Origin of the sequence: Qipengyuania sp. Mu-71 (assembly GCF_036867055.1) — a bacterium.
Lineage (GTDB): Bacteria > Pseudomonadota > Alphaproteobacteria > Sphingomonadales > Sphingomonadaceae > Qipengyuania > Qipengyuania profunda.
The window spans coordinates 1,713,451-1,731,651 of record NZ_JBAJHR010000001.1 but is presented as its reverse complement, the minus strand read 5'-3'; the positions used below and the strand labels follow the sequence as shown (position 1 = coordinate 1,731,651).

General features: G+C 64.5%; 22 protein-coding genes. 12 read left to right on the top strand and 10 right to left on the bottom strand.

Translation table 11 applies throughout. From position 1 onward, the window contains the following. Positions 1-6: 6 nt before the first annotated feature. Together V6B15_RS08570 and V6B15_RS08565 are read left to right on the top strand one after the other, a co-directional pair. On the top strand, positions 7-978 hold the full coding sequence (locus tag V6B15_RS08570) for a hypothetical protein (protein WP_334200807.1): 972 nt from the start codon (positions 7-9) through the stop codon (positions 976-978). After that, positions 966-1,862 (top strand): transposase, encoded by an 897-nt coding sequence (locus V6B15_RS08565; RefSeq protein WP_334200806.1) that lies wholly within the window; start codon positions 966-968, stop codon positions 1,860-1,862. The genes V6B15_RS08570 and V6B15_RS08565 overlap by 13 nt, the downstream gene beginning before the upstream one ends. Here V6B15_RS08565 and V6B15_RS08560 read toward each other — a convergent pair. The 9 genes from V6B15_RS08560 to pyrE are packed head-to-tail and all read right to left on the bottom strand — an operon-like array spanning position 1,853 to position 7,694. Beyond that, positions 1,853-2,026: a hypothetical protein gene (locus V6B15_RS08560; RefSeq protein ID WP_334200805.1), complete on the bottom strand. Its 174-nt coding sequence runs from the start codon at positions 2,024-2,026 to the stop codon at positions 1,853-1,855. The two genes, V6B15_RS08565 and V6B15_RS08560, sit on opposite strands and share 10 nt — an antisense overlap. Next, positions 2,026-2,514: a Holliday junction resolvase RuvX gene (gene ruvX / locus V6B15_RS08555; protein ID WP_334200804.1), complete on the bottom strand. Its 489-nt coding sequence runs from the start codon at positions 2,512-2,514 to the stop codon at positions 2,026-2,028. Before ruvX ends, V6B15_RS08560 begins: the two co-directional genes overlap by 1 nt. Beyond that, positions 2,490-3,728 carry a DUF3089 domain-containing protein gene (locus V6B15_RS08550; RefSeq protein WP_334200803.1) on the bottom strand — a complete coding sequence of 413 codons (1,239 nt, stop codon included), beginning with the start codon at positions 3,726-3,728 and terminating at the stop codon, positions 2,490-2,492. The genes ruvX and V6B15_RS08550 overlap by 25 nt, the downstream gene beginning before the upstream one ends. Further along, positions 3,718-4,830 carry an AI-2E family transporter gene (locus tag V6B15_RS08545; protein WP_334200802.1) on the bottom strand — a complete coding sequence of 371 codons (1,113 nt, stop codon included), beginning with the start codon at positions 4,828-4,830 and terminating at the stop codon, positions 3,718-3,720. The genes V6B15_RS08550 and V6B15_RS08545 overlap by 11 nt, the downstream gene beginning before the upstream one ends. A gap of 23 nt (positions 4,831-4,853) precedes the next feature. Then, positions 4,854-5,732, bottom strand: coding sequence for a signal peptidase I (gene lepB / locus V6B15_RS08540; protein ID WP_334200801.1), 879 nt, complete (start codon positions 5,730-5,732; stop codon positions 4,854-4,856). After that, positions 5,729-6,130: a holo-ACP synthase gene (gene acpS / locus V6B15_RS08535; protein WP_253517345.1), complete on the bottom strand. Its 402-nt coding sequence runs from the start codon at positions 6,128-6,130 to the stop codon at positions 5,729-5,731. Before acpS ends, lepB begins: the two co-directional genes overlap by 4 nt. Continuing rightward, on the bottom strand, positions 6,127-6,375 hold the full coding sequence (locus tag V6B15_RS08530) for a hypothetical protein (protein ID WP_334200800.1): 249 nt from the start codon (positions 6,373-6,375) through the stop codon (positions 6,127-6,129). Before V6B15_RS08530 ends, acpS begins: the two co-directional genes overlap by 4 nt. Then, entirely contained in the window at positions 6,376-7,116 is a 741-nt protein-coding gene (locus V6B15_RS08525; protein ID WP_334200799.1) for a pyridoxine 5'-phosphate synthase, read from the bottom strand. Beyond that, the gene (gene pyrE, locus V6B15_RS08520; protein ID WP_320180570.1) at positions 7,113-7,694 is read right to left on the bottom strand and encodes an orotate phosphoribosyltransferase; all 582 of its coding nucleotides are present in this window, start codon (positions 7,692-7,694) and stop codon (positions 7,113-7,115) included. Before pyrE ends, V6B15_RS08525 begins: the two co-directional genes overlap by 4 nt. Before the next feature lie 212 nt (positions 7,695-7,906). Between pyrE and coxB the strand changes: the two genes are divergently transcribed. The 7 genes from coxB (at position 7,907) to V6B15_RS08485 (ending at position 14,981) form a co-directional block, all read left to right on the top strand. Further along, positions 7,907-8,947, top strand: a complete 1,041-nt coding sequence (gene coxB / locus V6B15_RS08515) for a cytochrome c oxidase subunit II (RefSeq protein WP_334200798.1) — start codon at positions 7,907-7,909, stop codon at positions 8,945-8,947. Between the two features lie 30 nt (positions 8,948-8,977). Next, complete coding sequence (gene ctaD, locus V6B15_RS08510) at positions 8,978-10,693, top strand: cytochrome c oxidase subunit I (RefSeq protein WP_253517332.1); 1,716 nt, start codon at positions 8,978-8,980, stop codon at positions 10,691-10,693. A gap of 90 nt (positions 10,694-10,783) precedes the next feature. After that, positions 10,784-11,743, top strand: coding sequence for an alpha/beta fold hydrolase (locus V6B15_RS08505; protein WP_334200797.1), 960 nt, complete (start codon positions 10,784-10,786; stop codon positions 11,741-11,743). Positions 11,744-11,766: 23 nt separating this feature from the next. Continuing rightward, complete coding sequence (locus V6B15_RS08500) at positions 11,767-12,684, top strand: heme o synthase (RefSeq protein ID WP_334200796.1); 918 nt, start codon at positions 11,767-11,769, stop codon at positions 12,682-12,684. A gap of 124 nt (positions 12,685-12,808) precedes the next feature. Next, positions 12,809-13,381: a cytochrome c oxidase assembly protein gene (locus tag V6B15_RS08495; protein ID WP_334200795.1), complete on the top strand. Its 573-nt coding sequence runs from the start codon at positions 12,809-12,811 to the stop codon at positions 13,379-13,381. 66 nt (positions 13,382-13,447) lie between these two features. Further along, complete coding sequence (locus tag V6B15_RS08490) at positions 13,448-14,269, top strand: cytochrome c oxidase subunit 3 (protein WP_253517325.1); 822 nt, start codon at positions 13,448-13,450, stop codon at positions 14,267-14,269. A gap of 139 nt (positions 14,270-14,408) precedes the next feature. Continuing rightward, positions 14,409-14,981, top strand: coding sequence for an SURF1 family cytochrome oxidase biogenesis protein (locus V6B15_RS08485; RefSeq protein WP_334200794.1), 573 nt, complete (start codon positions 14,409-14,411; stop codon positions 14,979-14,981). Position 14,982: 1 nt separating this feature from the next. Here the strand turns inward: V6B15_RS08485 and V6B15_RS08480 are convergent, their stop codons facing one another. Further along, positions 14,983-15,462, bottom strand: a complete 480-nt coding sequence (locus V6B15_RS08480; protein ID WP_334200793.1) for an SRPBCC family protein — start codon at positions 15,460-15,462, stop codon at positions 14,983-14,985. Positions 15,463-15,509: 47 nt separating this feature from the next. On the opposite strand from V6B15_RS08480, the gene V6B15_RS08475 reads away from it, so the two are divergent. From V6B15_RS08475 to V6B15_RS08465, 3 genes are read left to right on the top strand one after another with little or no spacing between them, the layout of a single operon-like run. Beyond that, positions 15,510-15,872 carry an ArsR/SmtB family transcription factor gene (locus V6B15_RS08475; RefSeq protein ID WP_334200792.1) on the top strand — a complete coding sequence of 121 codons (363 nt, stop codon included), beginning with the start codon at positions 15,510-15,512 and terminating at the stop codon, positions 15,870-15,872. 45 nt (positions 15,873-15,917) lie between these two features. Next, on the top strand, positions 15,918-17,309 hold the full coding sequence (gene thrC / locus V6B15_RS08470) for a threonine synthase (RefSeq protein ID WP_334200791.1): 1,392 nt from the start codon (positions 15,918-15,920) through the stop codon (positions 17,307-17,309). After that, the gene (locus tag V6B15_RS08465; RefSeq protein ID WP_334200790.1) at positions 17,309-18,199 is read left to right on the top strand and encodes an RsmD family RNA methyltransferase; all 891 of its coding nucleotides are present in this window, start codon (positions 17,309-17,311) and stop codon (positions 18,197-18,199) included. Before thrC ends, V6B15_RS08465 begins: the two co-directional genes overlap by 1 nt. The last annotated feature ends 2 nt before the right edge of the window (positions 18,200-18,201 follow it).

Sequence of the window (18,201 nt, the reverse complement as noted above, 5' to 3'; positions counted from 1 at the left end):
GGCGAGATGCATATCGATCCGCAAATCGGCGCGCTGCGTGGCGACACTGCCGCGCAGCGCGCCATGAGCGAGGCGGTTGTCCAAATTGTTGCAGAGTGCCGCAAGGACGCGGGCTTGGCGCCTGTCCTTCGGGATCTCGAGGCCTACGGTTCGGGGGCAAGATTGGATGATTGTCCGGCGCTCACGGGCCTCTTTGCCAATGGCGGCGCGGCGATGCGCGTCATTGCGCCGCTCGTCGGGAGGCTGGCGGAAGTGCACCGCGCGTGTCCGCTCGCACAGCTGGCATTTCGCCACCAGTCGCGCCCGGGGTTCCACTTTCTCCAGCTGGCGGCAAAGGGGCGCGCCGCGCTGGGTCTGGCGCTCCACGACGATCAAGCGGTGCAGGATGCCAGCACGGTGGCGACATTCCCCGATAGCGAATGGGACGAAATCGTGCTGGCGGGCGCGGCCGATATTGGGCTTCTCGAAATCCGCGGAGAGCGTCGCGATCATGCAGTCATCGACAGCCGCTGCCGCACCATCGGGGCAGGCGACCGGCTCAGCTTTGCCGGCGCGGCCAAATCACGGATGGTCCGCCGGGTTCACGGACGTCTTCTCACTCTGCGCCTCACGCGGATCGCCCCACGGCCCCGGCCGACCCGCCAGTACGACCTCGCCACGGGCAGGCTGGTGCACCGGGCGAGCGGGGACCGGCACGAAAGCCGCGACGAAATGATGATGGCCTTGCTTGGCCGGATGCGCCGCAAGGATGCCGCGCCCGTCCTGGCGGCGTTGACCCGTTCGGGCAGCGATCATTTGCGCTGGCAGGCCTTGCGCGAGTGCCTGGCGCTCGACAGCGCGGCGGGATTTGCCGCGCTCGACAGGATTGCAACCGATCCTACCGATGATCTGGCCCCCGAGGCGGGCGCATTGCGCGCCCGGCTGGTGGAAGCCCATCCGCAGCTCGCTCGATGGGAGCCCGCTCCATGCCCCGCATAATCGCGAACTACGAAACCCGGTCGGCGAGCCTCTCTGAAACCGTGGAAGCGATTGCCGACGGGTTCGATCCGCAGGACGACAGCAGCACCATGGAAGCGGCAGCCGCGCTCGCGCGGCTGGCCAACAACCGGACCTTTCTCGGCGACCTGCTGATCGACCATTTGCGCGAACGGCATCGCGATACATTCGAGGACAGCGCCTATGGCCCGCAAGTCATCGTGCTGTCCCCATTGGTCGGCGGCTGCTTCCTGCGCGCCAATATCTGGCCGAGCGAGGATGAAAGCTGTTTCCGCAGCAGCGGCGCGGGCAGCTTTGTCTACAGCGTGCCGCACGACCACAATTTCGATTTCCTCACTGCGGGTTATTTCGGGCCCGGCTATCGCAGCGACTATTACGAAATCGACTATCCCTCGATCGCCGGATTTACGGGCGAGCGCGTGGCTTTGCGCTTTATCGAACGCAGCGCGCTGCACGAGGGGCGGCTGATGCACTACCGCGCGCATGTCGATGTTCATGCGCAGCTCCCGCCCGAGGCGACGTCGGTTTCGCTCAATATCATGCGCGTCGGGGCGGGGCAGGACTGGTTCGACCAATATGGCTTCGATCTCGAGAGGTCGGAAGTGAGCGCGGTGCTGAACCCGTCGGCCAGCGAGACCTTCCTGCGCTGCGCAGTCGCGCTGGGCGATGCCGACGCTCTCGACTTGGCCGAAGACTTCGGACGCCACCATCCCAGCGGACGAATGCGGCTGGCCTGTTTCGAAGCGCGCGTCAGCTTGGCCAGCAGCGCGGCGGAACGCGACGCCCTGTGGCGCGAGGCCGAACTGGCGGGAAATGTGATGCTGGCACGCGAGGCGCAGGCGCGCCGCGCCCGGCTTCAGCCATAGAGCATCGCGAACAGCGCGAAGCCGAGGATCAGGAAGATCGCAGCGATGATCGCCAGCGCCCGCGACAAGGCGCGTTCGCGGTGGCCCAACCCGGTGTCGGGATCCGCGCCTTCGCCGGTCACGAGGTGCCTGAGGGCGTCGATCAGCCGCATTGCGGCCAGCACTATAACCCGCCGCCGGCCAGTGCGTCTATCGCGCCCTGTAGGATGATCGCGGCGGCATGGCTGTCGATCTTGGTGGCGCGTTTGGCGCGGCTCATGTCCTGCCCGATCATTGCTGCCTCGGCGCTCGAAGTCGACCAGCGCTCGTCCCACAGCAGCACGGGCAAGTGCAGCGTCTGCGCAAGGTTGCGCGCATAAGCGCGGCTGGCCTGTGCGCGCGGGCCCTCGGTTCCGTCCATATTGCGCGGCAGGCCGATCACCACGCCGGCGATCTTCCGCTCGGTGACGATCGTGCGCAGCGCGCCGCAATCCTTGGTGAACTTGCTGCGCGTGATCGTCTTGCCCGCGGTGGCATAACGCCAGCCGGCATCGCATGTGGCGACGCCGATGGTCTTGGTGCCCAGATCGAGCCCGAGCAATGCGCCGCCTTCCGCCAGCACGTCGCCATAGGTCAGCGCGTTGTCGGTTACGAGGCCCGCGCTGCCGTCCATGCCTTCACCCGTGCAATGACGTCTTCCTGCAAGTTCTTCCAAAACAGCGGGATATCGTAAACGTGGTAATTGCCGCCCGGCAGCACGCCTTCGCCCAGCTCGGGCGGATCTCCGATATAGAGCAGGCCATTCGCGCCGCAGCGCGCCGGGATTGCGCCCGCGACCAGTTCGCCTTTCGAAAGGGTTTCGTCGGGGACCAGCGTGCCCAGATTGGCGCTGGCGGGGGCGTCGCCATTTGCGCTGCCGGTCAGCGGATTGACGCACAATATCGGCCCGGTGCCACGCGGCTCGCCGTCATAGCCTACGGTGGCCTCGTAGCGGCGCATGATCATGTCGGCATCGCCATCGTCGGAAAAGGCCGACCAGGCGAGCAGGCATTGCGCCTGGTCCGCCGAAGCGCAGGCGGGGAAGGGCAGCGAAGGCAGATCATGCTCGACCGATACCGGCCAGCCGGGCGCGTAAACTGCGGCAATCCGCGCTTCGAGCGGCGTCCCTGCAACCCTGTCCTGCAGCAGGCGCAGGATATGCGCGGCGCCCTGGCTATGCCCGGCGAGCACGATCGGCTTGTCTTCGTCCACGCTGTCGAGGAAATAGTCGAACGCCTGCGCGACATCGGCATAGGCGGCGTCGATCGCCTGCTGCGCTTCGGGCCGGTTGGTCAGGAAGGCCCCTGCCGCCGCCTGACGGTATTTGGGCGCCCACAATTCGTCCGCGCGATTGAACGGGCTGGCAAGTCCCTTGAGGAAGACGCGCGCGCGATTGTTGGTGGTCGCATCTTCGAGCGTCGCGTTCCAGTCGCCGCCCGCCTGGATATAGCTGGTCGGCGGAACGAAGAAGACCGCGAACTCGGGCAGCGCCTGCGGGTCTGCCGCTTCGCCCGTGGTCGAGGTGGTGGTCGCAAGCGGGTCGCCGCGGTCGAGGCTCTGTTCGGCAGCGGGTGCGTCGGGCGAGGGTTCGCGTCCAGCCGGGTCGGGTTGGGCGTCGGCGACCGCCGGCTGATAGCGCGCCGGATCGCTGGTGCCGAGGCCGGGGCGCGAATACCACATCTCCGGGTCCTGGTAGGCATTGGCGTCGAGCGGCGCCTGCTCGACGAAGTCGCCACGCGGGACGAAAGCGATCTCGGTTGCTTCGCGCGACCAGATCGTCAGCGCGATCCCGCCGATGATGACCAGCACGATGCAGACCGCAATGAAGTACAGGAACTTACGCGCCATCTTTCGCACCCTCTCTGGTTTGGTTCTCGTTCGCCTGTTCGGCCCGGCGTTCGAGCGCGACCTTGATCATCGCCAATAGCGGATCGGCCAGAAACAGGCCGAGTATCCCGAACAATATGCCCATGATCAACTGGAACGCGAGCACCAGCGCCGGCGCCAGGTCGACCGTCTTCTTGGCGATCATCGGGATGACGACATAGCCGTCGAAATTCTGCACGAAGAAATAGACCGCAATGGTGTAGATGCCCATTTCCGCCCCGCCCGAGAAGCCGACCAGCACCATCAGCGCGCCCGAGATCAGCGCGCCCAGATTAGGGACGAAGGCCAGAAGGCCGGTCAGGATCGCGAGCAGCGCCGCCATCGGCACCGCGCCGATCCCCACCAGCGGGGCGACCCAGGCGAGCATCACATAGGTGAACACTGCCTCGACCACCATGCCGAGCAGGCGCCCGGCCATCAGGCGGCGCATGGTCTGGCCCATCCGCGCTGCGGTGATGTAAAAGCGGTCGCGCTGCTCGCGTGGGAGCATCCAGGCGACCCCGCGTTCGTAGAGCTGCGGGTCGATCGCGACATAGACGCCGATCACGAGGATCAGGACGATGGTCGCCGCGCCGCCGAGAATGCCGCCCAGCGCCTTGGTGACGGTGCTGATGCCGCTGCCGATATTGCCGAGATAGTTCTGCAGCTGTGATTGGTCGACCTGGAAGCCCTGCCGGCCCGCCCAGTCGATCAGCTCGGTAATCTGCCGTTCGATGATCGCGGGAAACTGCGCCGCTTCCTGCGAGATCGTCGACCCGGCGAAATAGGCAAGCCACAGCAGGAAGGCGGCAGTGACGAACAGAACGATCGAGACGCGCCAGACCCGCGCGATGTTGAGCGCCCGGCCAAGCAGGCGTGCGCCGCCATCGATCATCGAGGCGAAGACCATGGCGCCGAAGATCACCAGCAAAGGGCGGGCGATCCAGATCGCGAGCGCCACTGCGCCGACCACGCCGACCCATACGATGGCACGGGCAACCTCGTGACGGATACGTGGATCGTTGATCCGCGAAGGGCTGGTGCCGAGGTCCTGGTCGTGAATGTCCTGCGTCTCGTCGGCCATGCGCGCCCCTTCGTTTCAGGACCCTAGCGCTCGGAAGCGGCTTTTCGTTCCGCAATGGCGGGACGCAGGGTCGACCAGGCGCGGCCTTCGCGCAGGCTTGTCCACCAGCTCACCGGATTGAGCGAGGTGGTGCCGTCGAGCGAGAAGGTGATGAATTCGGCGCGCCCGCCGATGTTTTCGAGCGGGATCGGGCCGAGCAGGCCGCGCGGATCGTTGAGCTCGCGGCTATCGGCCGAATGGTCGCGATTGTCACCCATCACGAAAACGTGATCGTCCGGCACCGTGATTTCGGCGAAATTGTCGAGTTCCTGGGTCTGGTGGTCGATCACCAGATAGGTCGCCCCATTGGGGAGCGTTTCGCGCATCACCGGTACGCGGCAGACGGGCGTACCCGCGGCGTTCTCCGCGCGGAAATCGTCGAAGCCGAAGCCATCACAGCGCGAATTGGCATCGAGCGGCAGCGCGATGGCAGGCTCGACCTTCTGTTCGACCGGCGCGCCATTGAGGATAATGCGTCCGTTCTGCACCGCAATCCGGTCACCGGGCAGCGCAACCACCCGCTTGATGTAATCCTCGTCGCGCTCGGGATGCACCGGGATGACGATGTCGCCATATTCGGGCGTCGATTCCATCACTCGCCAGTCGCCCCGCGGGGCGAGGTGGAAGCTGATCGAGCTCCAGTTCCAGCCATAGGGATATTTGCTCACCACCAGCCGGTCGCCCACCAGCAGATTGGGCATCATCGATTCCGACGGAATATAGAACGGCTTGGCGATGAAGCTGTGAAAGGCGAACACCGCCAGCAGCATCAGCGCAAGCCCGCGAATTTCCGCGATCCAGTCGACCTTGTCGTCGGATTTCTTGTCGGATGTCTTGTTCACTGCCGTAGCACCGGTGGTCACTTGGGTAGGGCCTCGATGATGACGTAGGCCTGTGCCCATGGATGGTCGTCGGTGAGGGTGAGATGAATGCGCGTCTCATGGCCGTGCGGCACCATTTCCGCAAGCACGATCGCCGCGCCCCCGGTCAGCGCCAGCGTGGGTGCGCCCGACTGCGCATTGACCACCCCGATATCCTTCATGAACACGCCGCGGCGAAACCCTGTACCGACCGCCTTGGAGAACGCCTCCTTGGCGGCGAAGCGCTTGGCGTAAGTGCCCGCGATGGTGAAGGGGCGGCGGCGCGCCTTGGCACGCTCGATCTCGGTGAAGACGCGCTGCTCGAAGCGTTCGCCGAACCGGTCGAGCGAATTCTGGATGCGCTCGATATTGCACAGGTCGGAGCCAAGGCCGATAATCATGCCCGGGGTGTCCATGTACAGATCGGTGTGCCGGCGAAGTGGTTGATCAGGCGCCGGCCGATTTCAGCGAAAAGCCCTGCGACCAGGACCAATCCCACTGCCGGCAGCGCGAGTTCGTTCCAGCTGGATCCCGCGCTATCATCGCCGTGCAGATTCGCGAGGATGACGAGCGGAACCACGACCAGGAAGAGGATGAAGGTGGTCCGGATCGACCGCCAGATGTTCAAGGCATTGTCGGGCGACACCTAGCGCGCCTCATCCATCAGGTCGCGCATCCGGCGCACTGCGGTTTCCAGCCCGACAAAGACCGCTTCGCCCACCAGATAATGCCCGATGTTGAGTTCGGCGAGTTCGCGGATGGCGGCAACGGGCTTCACGTTCTCATAGGTCAGGCCGTGCCCGGCGTGTGGCTCGATACCCATATCGCGCGCCAGCCGGGACATTGCTGCGATACGCTCAAGCTCGCGTGCCTCGCGGTCGTGATCGCCGTCGAGGCCCGCATGCGCATATTCGCCGGTGTGAAACTCGACCACGGGTGCGCGCAAGCGCTGCGCCGCTTCAAGCTGGCGCTCACTCGCCTCGATAAACAGCGAAACGCGAATGCCATTGTCGGCCAGCGTTCCCACGATCGGGGCGAGCTGGTTATGCAGCCCGGCAGCATCGAGTCCGCCTTCGGTGGTGCGCTCTTCGCGTTTCTCGGGGACGATGCAGGCGGCATGCGGCTTGTGCGCCAGTGCGATCGCCAGCATCTCTTCCGTGCCTGCCATTTCGAGGTTGAGCGGCAGGTCGGTCGCCTTCTGTATCCGTTCGAGATCGTCATCGCGGATATGCCGCCGGTCCTCGCGCAGATGCGCGGTGATCCCGTCGCCGCCCACCGCCGCGACGATTTCCGCCGCGCGCACCGGGTCCGGATGATCGCCGCCCCGCGCATTGCGGATGGTGGCGACGTGGTCGATATTGACCCCGAGGCGCAAGGGAGCACTCACGCCGCGCGGCTGCCCGGCTTGGTCACTCCGATCGCCGCCAGTTCGGCGGGCACTTCGCCCTCGGCATAGGTCGGGAAATTGATATCGACGAGCGGGAAGAAGGGCACGCCGAGATCGGCGGCGCCATTGCTGCGATCGACCAGCGCGACCTCGGCGATCACTTCGCCGCCCTCACGCGCAACCGCAGCGATCGCTTCACGGCTGGAGAGCCCGGTGGTGACCACGTCCTCGACCATCAGCACCTTGGCGCCGGGCTCGAGCCGGAAGCCGCGGCGCAGGTGGAACTCGCCCTCGGGCCGTTCGAGGAACATCGCGTCCTTGCCCAGCGCGCGGCCCATTTCCTGCCCGATGATGATCCCGCCCATAGCGGGGCTGACCACCACATCGATCCGGCTGCGAATATCGCGCGGGATCTTCTGCGCGAGCGCAAAGGCCAGCCGTCCGGCGCGGTCGGGGTTCATCAGCACGCGCGCGCATTGCAGGTAGTGTCCGCTGTGGCGCCCGCTGGACAGCTTGAAATGGCCCTCGAGCAGCGCTTCGCTGGCCCGGAACTCGTGGAGGATTTCTTCATCGGTCATGATGCTGTGGTCCAAAGCGTCTCGCGCGCGATTGCGCAAGAGGCAAAGGCGCTTGCACATTTTTATCGGCCAGCCGCTTGAGGCATACGCAAACCCTGCCTATAGGGCGGGCGCAATCGGGCCCTTGCATGGGGCGCGTCCCGCCACGCAGCGCGGGATTTGTCCCAGCCACAGGCCCCGAACGAGACACGACACGAAAGAGTGCCACGACGATGAAGAACTTCGGCTCCCTCCACGGGTTCCACCGGATTGTCGCCAGCCTGGCGATGGCGGCGATGCTGGCTTTCGGCGCGCAGGGCGCGGCGGCGCAGGACGCTGCCGAATCCGCGGCGACCGAACAGCTTGAAACGCTCGACCCGGCGGTTGCCGCCGACGCATCGAGCGAAGATGTGGCTGCCGGTGCAAGCGCCTACACGCCGATGAAGCCGACAGAAGGCAAAGGCATGCCGGTCGCGGGCGCGATCGACGTACAATCGCAGTTCTCGCCGATCGGCAAGCAGGCCAACGGACTGCACATTGCCCTGGTGTGGATCATGGCGATCATCAGCATCTTCGTCCTGCTGCTGTTCCTCTATGTCATCGTGCGCTTCAACAAGCGCGCCAATCCGGTGCCTTCGAAGACCAGCCACAACACGCTGATCGAAGTGATCTGGACCGTCGTTCCGGCGCTGATCCTGCTCGGCATCGCCGTGCCGTCGATCGGCCTGCTGAGCGCGCAGTACAAGACGCCCCCCAAGGATGCGATCACCATCAAGGCGATCGGATACCAGTGGTACTGGGGCTATGCCTATCCCGACAATGGCGATTTCGAAGTCGTTTCGAACATGCTGACCGAGGAAGAGGCCGAAGCGAGCGGTGAACCGCACCAGCTGGCAGTCGACAACCGCATGGTCGTCCCCGCCGGCGTGCCGATCCGTTTGCAGACCACGGCCGCCGACGTGATCCATTCCTTCGCGGTGCCGAGCCTGTGGTTCAAGCTCGACGCCGTTCCGGGCCGTCTCAACGAGAAGCTGCTGCTGATCGAGGAACCGGGTGTCTATTACGGCCAGTGTTCGGAACTGTGCGGCGCGCGGCACGGCTATATGCCGATCGCGATCGAAGCACTGCCGATGGCGCAGTACAATGCCTGGGTTCTGGCGCAGGGCGGCACCGTCGCCGGTGCCGCAGACGCCGCGGCTTCGGTCGCGCCGCTGCAGGAACCCGAAAGCTCGGTCCCCGGTGCACCCGGTGCCGGCGCCGCCCCGACCGCTTAAGATTTACGATTAGCTCGAGAGTATAGCACGATGGCTACCACCGCCGACAGCTTCCAAGCCCACACCGAAGACCACGCGCATGATGATCATCATACGCCCGGTTTCTTCGCGCGGTGGTTCATGTCCACCAACCACAAGGACATCGGTACGCTCTACCTGATCTTCGCGATCATCGCGGGCATCGTCGGTGGCGCGATTTCGGGCATCATGCGTCTGGAACTGGCCGAACCCGGCATCCAGTACCTGCAGTGGTGGGCGCAGTTCATGGGCGGCAACGCCGATTTCGACACCTCGCTGCATATGTGGAACGTGTTCATCACGGCCCACGGCCTGATCATGGTCTTCTTCATGGTCATGCCGGCAATGATCGGCGGCTTCGGCAACTGGTTCGTCCCGCTGATGATCGGCGCGCCCGACATGGCGTTCCCGCGCATGAACAACGTCAGCTTCTGGCTGACCGTGGCGGGCTTCATGTCGCTGCTGTTCTCGCTCTTCGTGCCCGGCGGTACGGGTCCGGGTGCAGGCGTGGGCTGGACCGTCTATGCGCCGCTGTCGACCACGGGCAGCCAGGGTCCGGCAGTCGATTTCGCGATCTTCTCGCTGCACCTTGCCGGTGCCGGTTCGATCCTCGGCGCGACCAATTTCATCACCACCATCTTCAACATGCGTGCGCCGGGCATGACCCTGCACAAGATGCCGCTGTTCGTGTGGTCGGTGCTGGTCACTGCTTTCCTGCTGCTGCTCGCGCTGCCGGTTCTGGCCGCCGCAATCACCATGCTGATCACCGACCGTAACTTCGGGACGACCTTCTTCGACCCCGCCGGCGGCGGCGATCCGATCCTCTACCAGCACCTGTTCTGGTTCTTCGGTCACCCTGAAGTCTACATCATGATCCTGCCGGGCTTCGGCATGATCTCGCAGATCGTCTCGACCTTCAGCCGCAAGCCGGTGTTCGGCTATCTCGGCATGGCCTATGCCATGGTCGCGATCGGCGTGGTCGGCTTCGTCGTGTGGGCGCACCACATGTACACCGTCGGTCTCGACGTGAACACGAAGATGTATTTCACCGCAGCGACCATGGTCATCGCGGTCCCCACCGGGGTGAAGATCTTCAGCTGGATTGCGACCATGTGGGGCGGCTCGATCGAGTTCAAATCCCCGATGGTATGGGCGATCGGCATGATCTTCCTGTTCACGGTCGGCGGCGTCACCGGCGTCTATCTCGCCAATGGCGGCATCGACGACGTTGTCCACGATACCTATTTCGTGGTCGCGCACTTCCACTACGTGCTGTCGATGGGTGCGGTGTTCTCGCTCTTCGCCGGGTTCTATTACTGGTTCCCCAAGATGAGCGGCCGGATGCACTCCGAGCTCCTGAGCCACCTGCACTTCTGGGGCTTCTTCATCGGCGTGAACGTGATCTTCTTCCCGCAACACTTCCTCGGTCTGCAGGGCATGCCGCGTCGCTATCCCGACTATGCCGACGCCTATGCCTATTGGAACGAGATCAGCTCGATCGGTTATGTGATCATGGCCGGCTCGATGATCTTCTTCTTCGTCAACATCGTCTACGCCTTCGTGGCGGGCAAGAAGGCAGCGGACAATCCGTGGGGCGAAGGCGCGACGACGCTCGAATGGACGCTGTCGAGCCCGCCGCCGTTCCACCAGTTCGAGACGCTGCCGGTGATCGAGGACCATCACACCGCTCACGATCACATGAGCAAGGCTGCGCCCGCCGCGAGCTAGGCGCGAAGCACTGGACACAAGCAAACGGTCGGTCCCATGGTGGACCGGCCGTTTTCTTTTGTCTGCCGGATATCTGCACGGGGGAGTGCCATGCTCGAAATGCGTACCATCGATACGGGAGAGGTTAGCCTGCGCTGTGCCGTCGAGGGCGAGGGCCCGCTGGCGATCATGGTCCATGGCTTTCCCGAAAGCTGGTACAGCTGGCGCCACCAGCTCGGTCCGATCGCGCAAGCGGGCTTTACCGCCTGCGCAATCGATGTCCGCGGCTATGGCGGTTCGGACAAACCGCAGCCGGTCGATGCCTATGCGATGGAGCATATCGTCGGTGACCTCGTCGGACTGCGGCAGGCGCTGTCGCCCGATGCGCCCGCCGTGCTCATCGGTCATGACTGGGGGGCGCCGATCGTGTGGAATTCCGCGCTGACGCACCCCGAGCATTTCCGCGCCGTTGCCGGTCTGTCGGTGCCCTTCGCCGGGGTACCGAGCCGTCCCTTTACCGAGGTCTTCCGCGAACACTTCACCAGCCAGGGCCGCTTCTTTCACCAGGAGTATTTCCAGGAGCCCGGTATCGCCGAAGCGGAGGCGGAGAAGGACCCGCGCGATTTCGTCCAGCGGATGATGTATTCGATCAGCGGCGATGTCCCGCCCGGCGACTATTGGGACAAGCCGCTGGGCGCGACTTTCCTCGAAGGCCTGCCCGATCCTGCACCGGTCGCCTGGCTTACCGAAGACGATCTCGATTTCTACGAGGCGGAGTTCACCGCCTCGGGCTTCCGCGGTCCGCTCAACCGCTATCGCAACCATGAGGCCGATTACGCATGGCTGCAGGGCTGGGCGGGCAAGCGCATCGAACAGCCCGCATTGTTCATTGGCGGCACGCGCGATCCCGCGACCTTCCTGTTCGGCGCGATCGAGGACCCGGTGGCGCTGGCGAAGATGTTTGCGCCGCGCGCCGAAGGGCATATTCTCGACGGCGTCGGTCACTGGACCCAGCAGGAGCGGCCCGATGCGGTCAATTCGATCCTGATTGACTGGCTAAAGCGCCTTTGACGCCCTATATGCCGCCCGATTCCATGACCCAGACAGTTCCCACACACCTCCCCGCGGAATGGCGCGATTTCTTTGCGCTGACCAAGCCGCGCGTGATGAGCCTGGTGATCTTCACCGGCCTGTGCGGCCTGCTTGCCGCGCCGGGCCATATCAATCCCGTCCTCGGCTTCAGCGCCATCCTGTGCATCGCGCTGGGTGCGGGCGGGGCGGCGGCGCTCAACCAGTGGTGGGAAGCCGATATCGATGCGGGCATGAAGCGCACTGCTGCACGCCCGCTTCCCGCAGGGCGCATGAACCGCACCGATGCGCGCGATTTCGGCGTGCTGATCTCCGCCGCTTCGGTGATGATCATGGGGCTTGCGGTGAACTGGCTCGCGGCCGCGATCCTGGCGCTGTCGATCTTCTATTACGCGGTCATCTATACCATCTGGCTCAAGCCGCGCACGCCGCAGAATATCGTCATCGGCGGCGGGGCGGGGGCCTTTCCGCCGCTGATCGGCTGGGTCGCGGTGACCGGCGAGATCACGCTGATGCCGGTGCTGCTGTTCGCGATCATCTTCATGTGGACCCCGCCGCATTTCTGGGCGCTCGCGCTGTTCGTGAAGACCGATTACGCCAATGTCGGCATCCCGATGATGCCGGTGGTCAAGGGCGAAACCTCGACCCGCCGCCAGATTCTCATTTATGCCGCGTTGCTGGTGCCGATCGCCGCCGCACCGTGGTTCATCGGCGGGACGAGCTTCGTCTACGGTGTTGCTTCGCTTGCGCTATCGCTTGCTTTCCTTGCGCTTTCGGTCCCGGTCGCTTTCCGGCAGACTGGTTCAGACGACACGATGAAGCCCGAAAAGCGCCTGTTCGCTTTCAGCATCATCTACCTTTTCGCCCTGTTCGCCGCGCTGGTGGCGGACCGGGTGCTGGCTTATCAGGGATGGATCGCATGACCCCCGAAGAAGAAATCGAATTCAAACGGCGGCAGAAGAGCCGCAACCTCGTGCTCGGCGGCATCCTGCTGTTCTTCGCCGTGCTGTTCTATGTGATTACCATCGCCCGGATGTGAGCCACGCCATGACTGCTGCAACTCTCGAAACCCGCAAGAACCGCACCGCTCTGCTGGCTCTAGGCGGCGCTCTGGCGATGCTCGGTCTGGGTTATGCCGCAGTGCCCCTGTACCAGCTGTTCTGCCAAGTGACCGGTTTCGGCGGTACGACCCAGCGCGCCACCGAGAGCGAGGCGGATATCGCCCAGCGGCTTGGCGCGAGTGCCGGCGGAAAGACGATTTCGGTACGGTTCGACGGCACCACTGCGGGCGACGTCCCGTGGAGTTTCCGCCCCGAGCAGGTGACCGATACCGTCACCGTCGGCCAGCGCGACATGGCAATCTATCTCGCCAAGAACAATTCGAGCGAGACCATCACCGGCACCGCGACCTTTAATGTCGAGCCCGAGCAGGCCGGCGCCTATTTCAACAAGATCCAGTGCTTCTGCTTTACCGAGCAGGTCCTCCAGCCGGGGCAGGAAGTGCGCATGCCGGTGCTCTATTTTATCGATCCCAAGGCGCTCGACGATCCCAATATGGACGGGGTGGAGCAGATCACGCTCTCCTATACTTTCCACCGGGCGCTGGATTCTGCCGAGTAGCCCCTAGACCCGCGCGCGATGGCGCATTAAGGGCACCCGCAAAGCGAAACCCAGGACGCGAGTACAATGGCCGGTAACGTCAATCACGAATATCATATCCTCGAACCCGATATCTGGCCGCTGATCGGCTCGCTTTCGGCGCTGACCTTCACCAGCGGCATGGTCCTGTACATGCACGAAATGGGAAGCGCGCACCTCGTGCTGGGTCTCGGCATCGCTGGCCTGATCGCGACGTTCTACGCGTGGTTCTCGAACATCGTGAAGGAAGCCGAGCGCGGCGACCACACGCCGATCGTCCAGCTGCACATGCGCTACGGGATGATCCTGTTCATCGCGTCCGAAGTAATGTTCTTCGTCGGGTGGTTCTGGAGCTGGTTCGACTTCGCGCTGTTCCCGAGCGAACTGTCCGATGTCGTCGGCGGGGTCTTCCCGCCCGCGGCGATCGAAGCGGTCATCGACCCGTTCAGCCTGCCGCTGCTCAACACGCTGATCCTGCTGTGTTCGGGTACGACGGTGACCTGGGCGCACCACTCGCTGATCCATGGCGACCGCGACGGACTCAAGAAAGGCCTGTGGCTGACCATCATCCTCGGTGCGATCTTCACCGCGATCCAGGCGTATGAATATGCGCATGCGCCGTTCGCCTTCGGCGGGAACACCTATAGCTCGGCGTTCTACATGGCGACTGGCTTCCACGGCTTCCACGTGCTCGTCGGCACGATCTTCCTGATCGTTTGCCTGCGCCGCACCTATCTCGGCCACTTCACCCCGCGCCAGCACTTCGGCTTCGAAGCGGCAGCGTGGTACTGGCACTTCGTCGACGTGGTGTGGCTGTTCCTGTTCATCACCGTCTACGTCTGGGGTGGCTGGGGCGCCGCCGTCCACTGATGGCTGCCGACAGTCTCGAACAACGCGAAGGGCAGCCCGGTACCGCCGAGGCTGCCCTTCTCGGTTTATGCCCGGGTGGCTGTGCCGGGACGATGGCGCCTACAAGCGATGCGCGCGAGACAAAGAGTTGGAATCTATAATGCGTTTTCCGATCGTTCCGACGGTTGTCGTTGCCGCCGCCATCGCCACGATGGTCGCGTTGGGCGTCTGGCAGCTTGGCCGGATGAACGAGAAGGAAGCGCTGATCACGCGCTACGAAACGGCGTTGCGAAATTCGGCCGATGTCGATTGGCCATCGCCAGGCGAGTACGAAGCCAGCCTGTTCCGGCACACCACGGTCGAGTGCAGCGACGTTCGCGCGATAGATAGCGTCGCGGGTCGCTCGCGCTCGAATGCGCCGGGATGGGCACACATCGCCCGCTGCGCGAACGAGGGCGAGGGCACAGTCGATATCGCGATTGGCTGGTCGCGCGAGCCGCAGCCACCCTCGTGGGATGGCGGCGTCGTCGGCGGATTGATCGCTCCCCAAGGCGACACGGTGAAGCTGGTCGCGGACGAAGGGCAGGGCGGTCTCGAACCGCTCGCCCGCCCCGATCCTGCCAATCTGCCCAACAACCACCTTGCCTATGCCGGGCAATGGTTCTTTTTCGCGCTCACCGCGCTGGTGATTTACGTGCTCGCCCTCAGGGCACGCTTGCGCAAGCAGGGCTGACCTATTTGTAGAGCCCTTGGCGCAGGTTGATGCCATGCTCTACCCACGCCTTGAGCGCGAGGATCACACCGGTCCAACCCTCGCAATTCATATAGGACCCGCGCAGCGCTTCGGCGGTCTTGCGCCAGCCTTCCTCGACGATCTCGACCAGCGTGCGGCCATCGTCCGTCGGCTTGAACAGCATGGTGACGGTGGTGCGATAGTCGCCATCTCGGCCCTTGGCGCCGATCTCGCCGCTCTCGGCTTCGTGCCCGGGCCATTCGAGCACGATCTTTTCATTGGGAACGACCTCGATCACCTCGACCGGGAAGGCGCCGGGGAAATCGTGGAAATCCCACATCACCGTGGCGCCGGTTTCGAGGCGTCCCTTGGCGCCGCCGGTGGTAAAATATTGCGATAGCTGCGCCGGATCCGCGACCGCTTCGAACACTTCCTCGACCGGCATGGCGATGCGGCCGGAGACACGAAAATTGATTTCCATCGAGCTTCTCCCTTGAGTCGCGATCCATTATGTTATAAAAAACTAACATGTCAAACGAGAACAGAACTCCCGACGACGATCTCGACCGTGTGTTCAAGGCGCTTGCCAATCGCATTCGCCGTGCGATCTGCGATGAGTTGAAGGTGCGTCCGCTCACCACCGGCCAGCTCGCCAGCTGCTTCTCCGAACTCGATCGCACCACCGTGATGATGCATTTGCGGGTGCTGGAGGAGGCGGGGCTGGTGGTGCCCGTGCGCAAGGGGCGCGAGCGCTTCAATCATCTCGATGCCATACCCATCCAGGCGCTGCATGCCCGCTGGATCGGTCCACATGCCGAGCGCGCGGCGGAAGGCCTGCTGCAGCTGAAGTCGGCGCTCGAAGACAAAGCGGAAATCACGACTGGCGAATGACCGCTTGCTTGCCCGCCTTCGCATGCCCCGCTAACCGCCCAACCGATGAAATACGTTTCCACCCGCGGCAGCGCTCCGTCGCTCGATTTCGCCGGCGTCACACTCGCCGGCCTGGCCAGCGACGGCGGGCTCTATGTCCCCGCCGAATGGCCGCAGTTCACGCAGGAAGAAATCGCGGCGATGCGCGGCCTGCCCTATGCCGAACTCGCCGCGCGGGTGATGCAGCCCTTCGTCGGCGATTGTCTGACGCCCGAACGGCTGCGCGAACTGACCGCCAAGGCCTATGGCCGCTTCGCACATGCCGCGGTCACGCCGCTGACCCAGCTCGACGAGCGACAGTGGCTGCTTGAACTGTTTCACGGCCCCACGCTCGCCTTCAAGGACGTGGCGCTGCAGTTGCTCGGCCTCTTGTTCGAGGAATTCCTTGCGCGGGACGGCGGCACATTGACCATCGTCGGCGCGACCAGCGGCGATACGGGCAGCGCGGCGATCGATGCGGTGGCCGGGCTCGACCGGGTCGAGATATTCATGCTCCACCCCAAGGGGCGCGTCAGCGACGTCCAGCGCCGCCAGATGACCACCGTGCGCGCGCCCAACGTCCATAATATCGCGATCGACGGTAGCTTCGACGATGCGCAGGCGATGGTGAAGCGCATCTTTGCCGACAAGGATGTCACCGACAAGCACCGGATCGGTGCGGTCAATTCGATCAACTGGGCGCGGCTGATGGCGCAGGTGGTGTATTACTTCGCCGCTTCGCTGCAATTGGGCGGACCCGAGCGCAAACCCGCCTTCAGCGTTCCGACCGGGAATTTCGGCGATGTCTTCGCGGGCCATGTCGCAGCGCGGATGGGACTGCCGATCGAGAGACTGCTGGTCGCCACCAACGTCAACGACATCCTCCACCGCGCGCTGAGTGCGGGCGACTATTCGACCGGCACTGTGACCCCGACCGCCGCGCCGAGCATGGACATCCAGGTCAGCTCCAATTTCGAACGCCTGCTGTTCGACGTCGGTGGGCGTGACGGGGCCGCCATGGCGGACCAAATGCTCGCGTTCGAGAAAGCACGCGCGATGCGTCTGACCAATGCGCAACGCGAAGGCGCCGCCGCGCTGTTCACCAGCATGCGCGCGGACGAGGATGACATGGCGCGCGCGATGCGCTGGGCGAGCGAGGAATGCACCGAGATCGTCGACCCGCATACCGCGATCGGTCTCCATGCTGCGCGCCACGCCGAGCTGGCTGGCGACACTCCCGTGGTTACGCTCGCCACCGCGCATCCGGCGAAGTTTCCCGACGCGGTCGAACGCGCCACCGGCAACCGCCCCGCGCTGCCGGCGCGGGTCGGCGACCTGTTCGCGCGCGAAGAAGCCTATATCGAATTGCCCGGCACCTATGAGGCGGTCCGCGATCATATCGTCGAGCACGCGGCCTGATGGCCGAACTGGTTCGCGATCCGGTGCTGATGGTGGGCGAGGGGTGGGATGCCTATCGCCTGCTCGACAGCGGCCATGGGCGCAAATTCGAGCAATACGGCGCCTATCGCTTCATCCGCCCCGAACCGCAGGCAATGTGGTCTCCGCGCCTGTCCGAATGGGACGCGCATGGCGAATTCGTCCCCGGAAGCGATGAAGATGGCGGCGGGCGCTGGCAGTTCGCACAGGACGTCCCGCAGGATGGCTGGACCCTGGGCTGGAACGACGAAGCGCGCTTCACGGCCCAATGCACGCCGTTCCGCCATCTCGGTTTCTTCCCTGACATGGCCCCGGTGTGGGAGTGGATGGGCCGGCAACTCGGCGATGCGCGCGAAGCCGAGACGATGAACCTGTTCGGCTACACCGGCGTGGGCACGCAGGCGCTGAGCCGTTATGGGCGCGTCACGCATGTCGATGCGAGCAAGAAGGCGGTTGCCCAGGCGCGCGAGAATGCCGCCATGGCGGGTCTGGAGGATCGCCCGATTCGCTGGCTGGTCGAGGACGCGATGAAGTATGCCGCGCGCGAAGTGCGGCGCGAACGGCGCTATGACGGGATCATCCTCGATCCGCCGAAGTTCGGGCGCGGTCCCGATGGCGAGGTGTGGCGGCTTGAGGACGGCCTCCCGGAGCTGGTCTCCGATTGCCGCCAACTGCTCGATGCCGACAGCCGGTTCCTGTTTCTCACCGTCTACGCCGTACGCATGAGCAGCCTTGCCTTGGCCGGCTTGCTGCAGGAACTGTTCGCCGACCTGCCCGGCACGGTCGAACATGGCGACCTCGCTGTGCAGGAACAGGACGATGGCCGGCTCCTCCCAACCGCGATCTTCGCGCGCTGGTCGAATCCGCGCTAGGA

Excerpts from the sequence above, each read along its gene's own strand:
- V6B15_RS08500 (WP_334200796.1), top strand. The coding sequence starts at position 11,767 with ATGACCCAGACAGTTCCCACACACCTCCCCGCGGAATGGCGCGATTTC.
- V6B15_RS08550 (WP_334200803.1), bottom strand. The coding sequence starts at position 3,728 with ATGGCGCGTAAGTTCCTGTACTTCATTGCGGTCTGCATCGTGCTGGTC.
- V6B15_RS08480 (WP_334200793.1), bottom strand. The coding sequence starts at position 15,462 with ATGGAAATCAATTTTCGTGTCTCCGGCCGCATCGCCATGCCGGTCGAG.
- thrC (WP_334200791.1), top strand. The coding sequence starts at position 15,918 with ATGAAATACGTTTCCACCCGCGGCAGCGCTCCGTCGCTCGATTTCGCC.
- acpS (WP_253517345.1), bottom strand. The coding sequence starts at position 6,130 with ATGATTATCGGCCTTGGCTCCGACCTGTGCAATATCGAGCGCATCCAG.
- V6B15_RS08545 (WP_334200802.1), bottom strand. The coding sequence starts at position 4,830 with ATGGCCGACGAGACGCAGGACATTCACGACCAGGACCTCGGCACCAGC.
- pyrE (WP_320180570.1), bottom strand. The coding sequence starts at position 7,694 with ATGACCGATGAAGAAATCCTCCACGAGTTCCGGGCCAGCGAAGCGCTG.
- V6B15_RS08565 (WP_334200806.1), top strand. The coding sequence starts at position 966 with ATGCCCCGCATAATCGCGAACTACGAAACCCGGTCGGCGAGCCTCTCT.
- ctaD (WP_253517332.1), top strand. The coding sequence starts at position 8,978 with ATGGCTACCACCGCCGACAGCTTCCAAGCCCACACCGAAGACCACGCG.
- V6B15_RS08490 (WP_253517325.1), top strand. The coding sequence starts at position 13,448 with ATGGCCGGTAACGTCAATCACGAATATCATATCCTCGAACCCGATATC.
- V6B15_RS08495 (WP_334200795.1), top strand. The coding sequence starts at position 12,809 with ATGACTGCTGCAACTCTCGAAACCCGCAAGAACCGCACCGCTCTGCTG.
- coxB (WP_334200798.1), top strand. The coding sequence starts at position 7,907 with ATGAAGAACTTCGGCTCCCTCCACGGGTTCCACCGGATTGTCGCCAGC.
- ruvX (WP_334200804.1), bottom strand. The coding sequence starts at position 2,514 with ATGGACGGCAGCGCGGGCCTCGTAACCGACAACGCGCTGACCTATGGC.
- V6B15_RS08505 (WP_334200797.1), top strand. The coding sequence starts at position 10,784 with ATGCTCGAAATGCGTACCATCGATACGGGAGAGGTTAGCCTGCGCTGT.
- V6B15_RS08570 (WP_334200807.1), top strand. The coding sequence starts at position 7 with ATGCATATCGATCCGCAAATCGGCGCGCTGCGTGGCGACACTGCCGCG.
- V6B15_RS08475 (WP_334200792.1), top strand. The coding sequence starts at position 15,510 with ATGTCAAACGAGAACAGAACTCCCGACGACGATCTCGACCGTGTGTTC.
- V6B15_RS08485 (WP_334200794.1), top strand. The coding sequence starts at position 14,409 with ATGCGTTTTCCGATCGTTCCGACGGTTGTCGTTGCCGCCGCCATCGCC.
- V6B15_RS08465 (WP_334200790.1), top strand. The coding sequence starts at position 17,309 with ATGGCCGAACTGGTTCGCGATCCGGTGCTGATGGTGGGCGAGGGGTGG.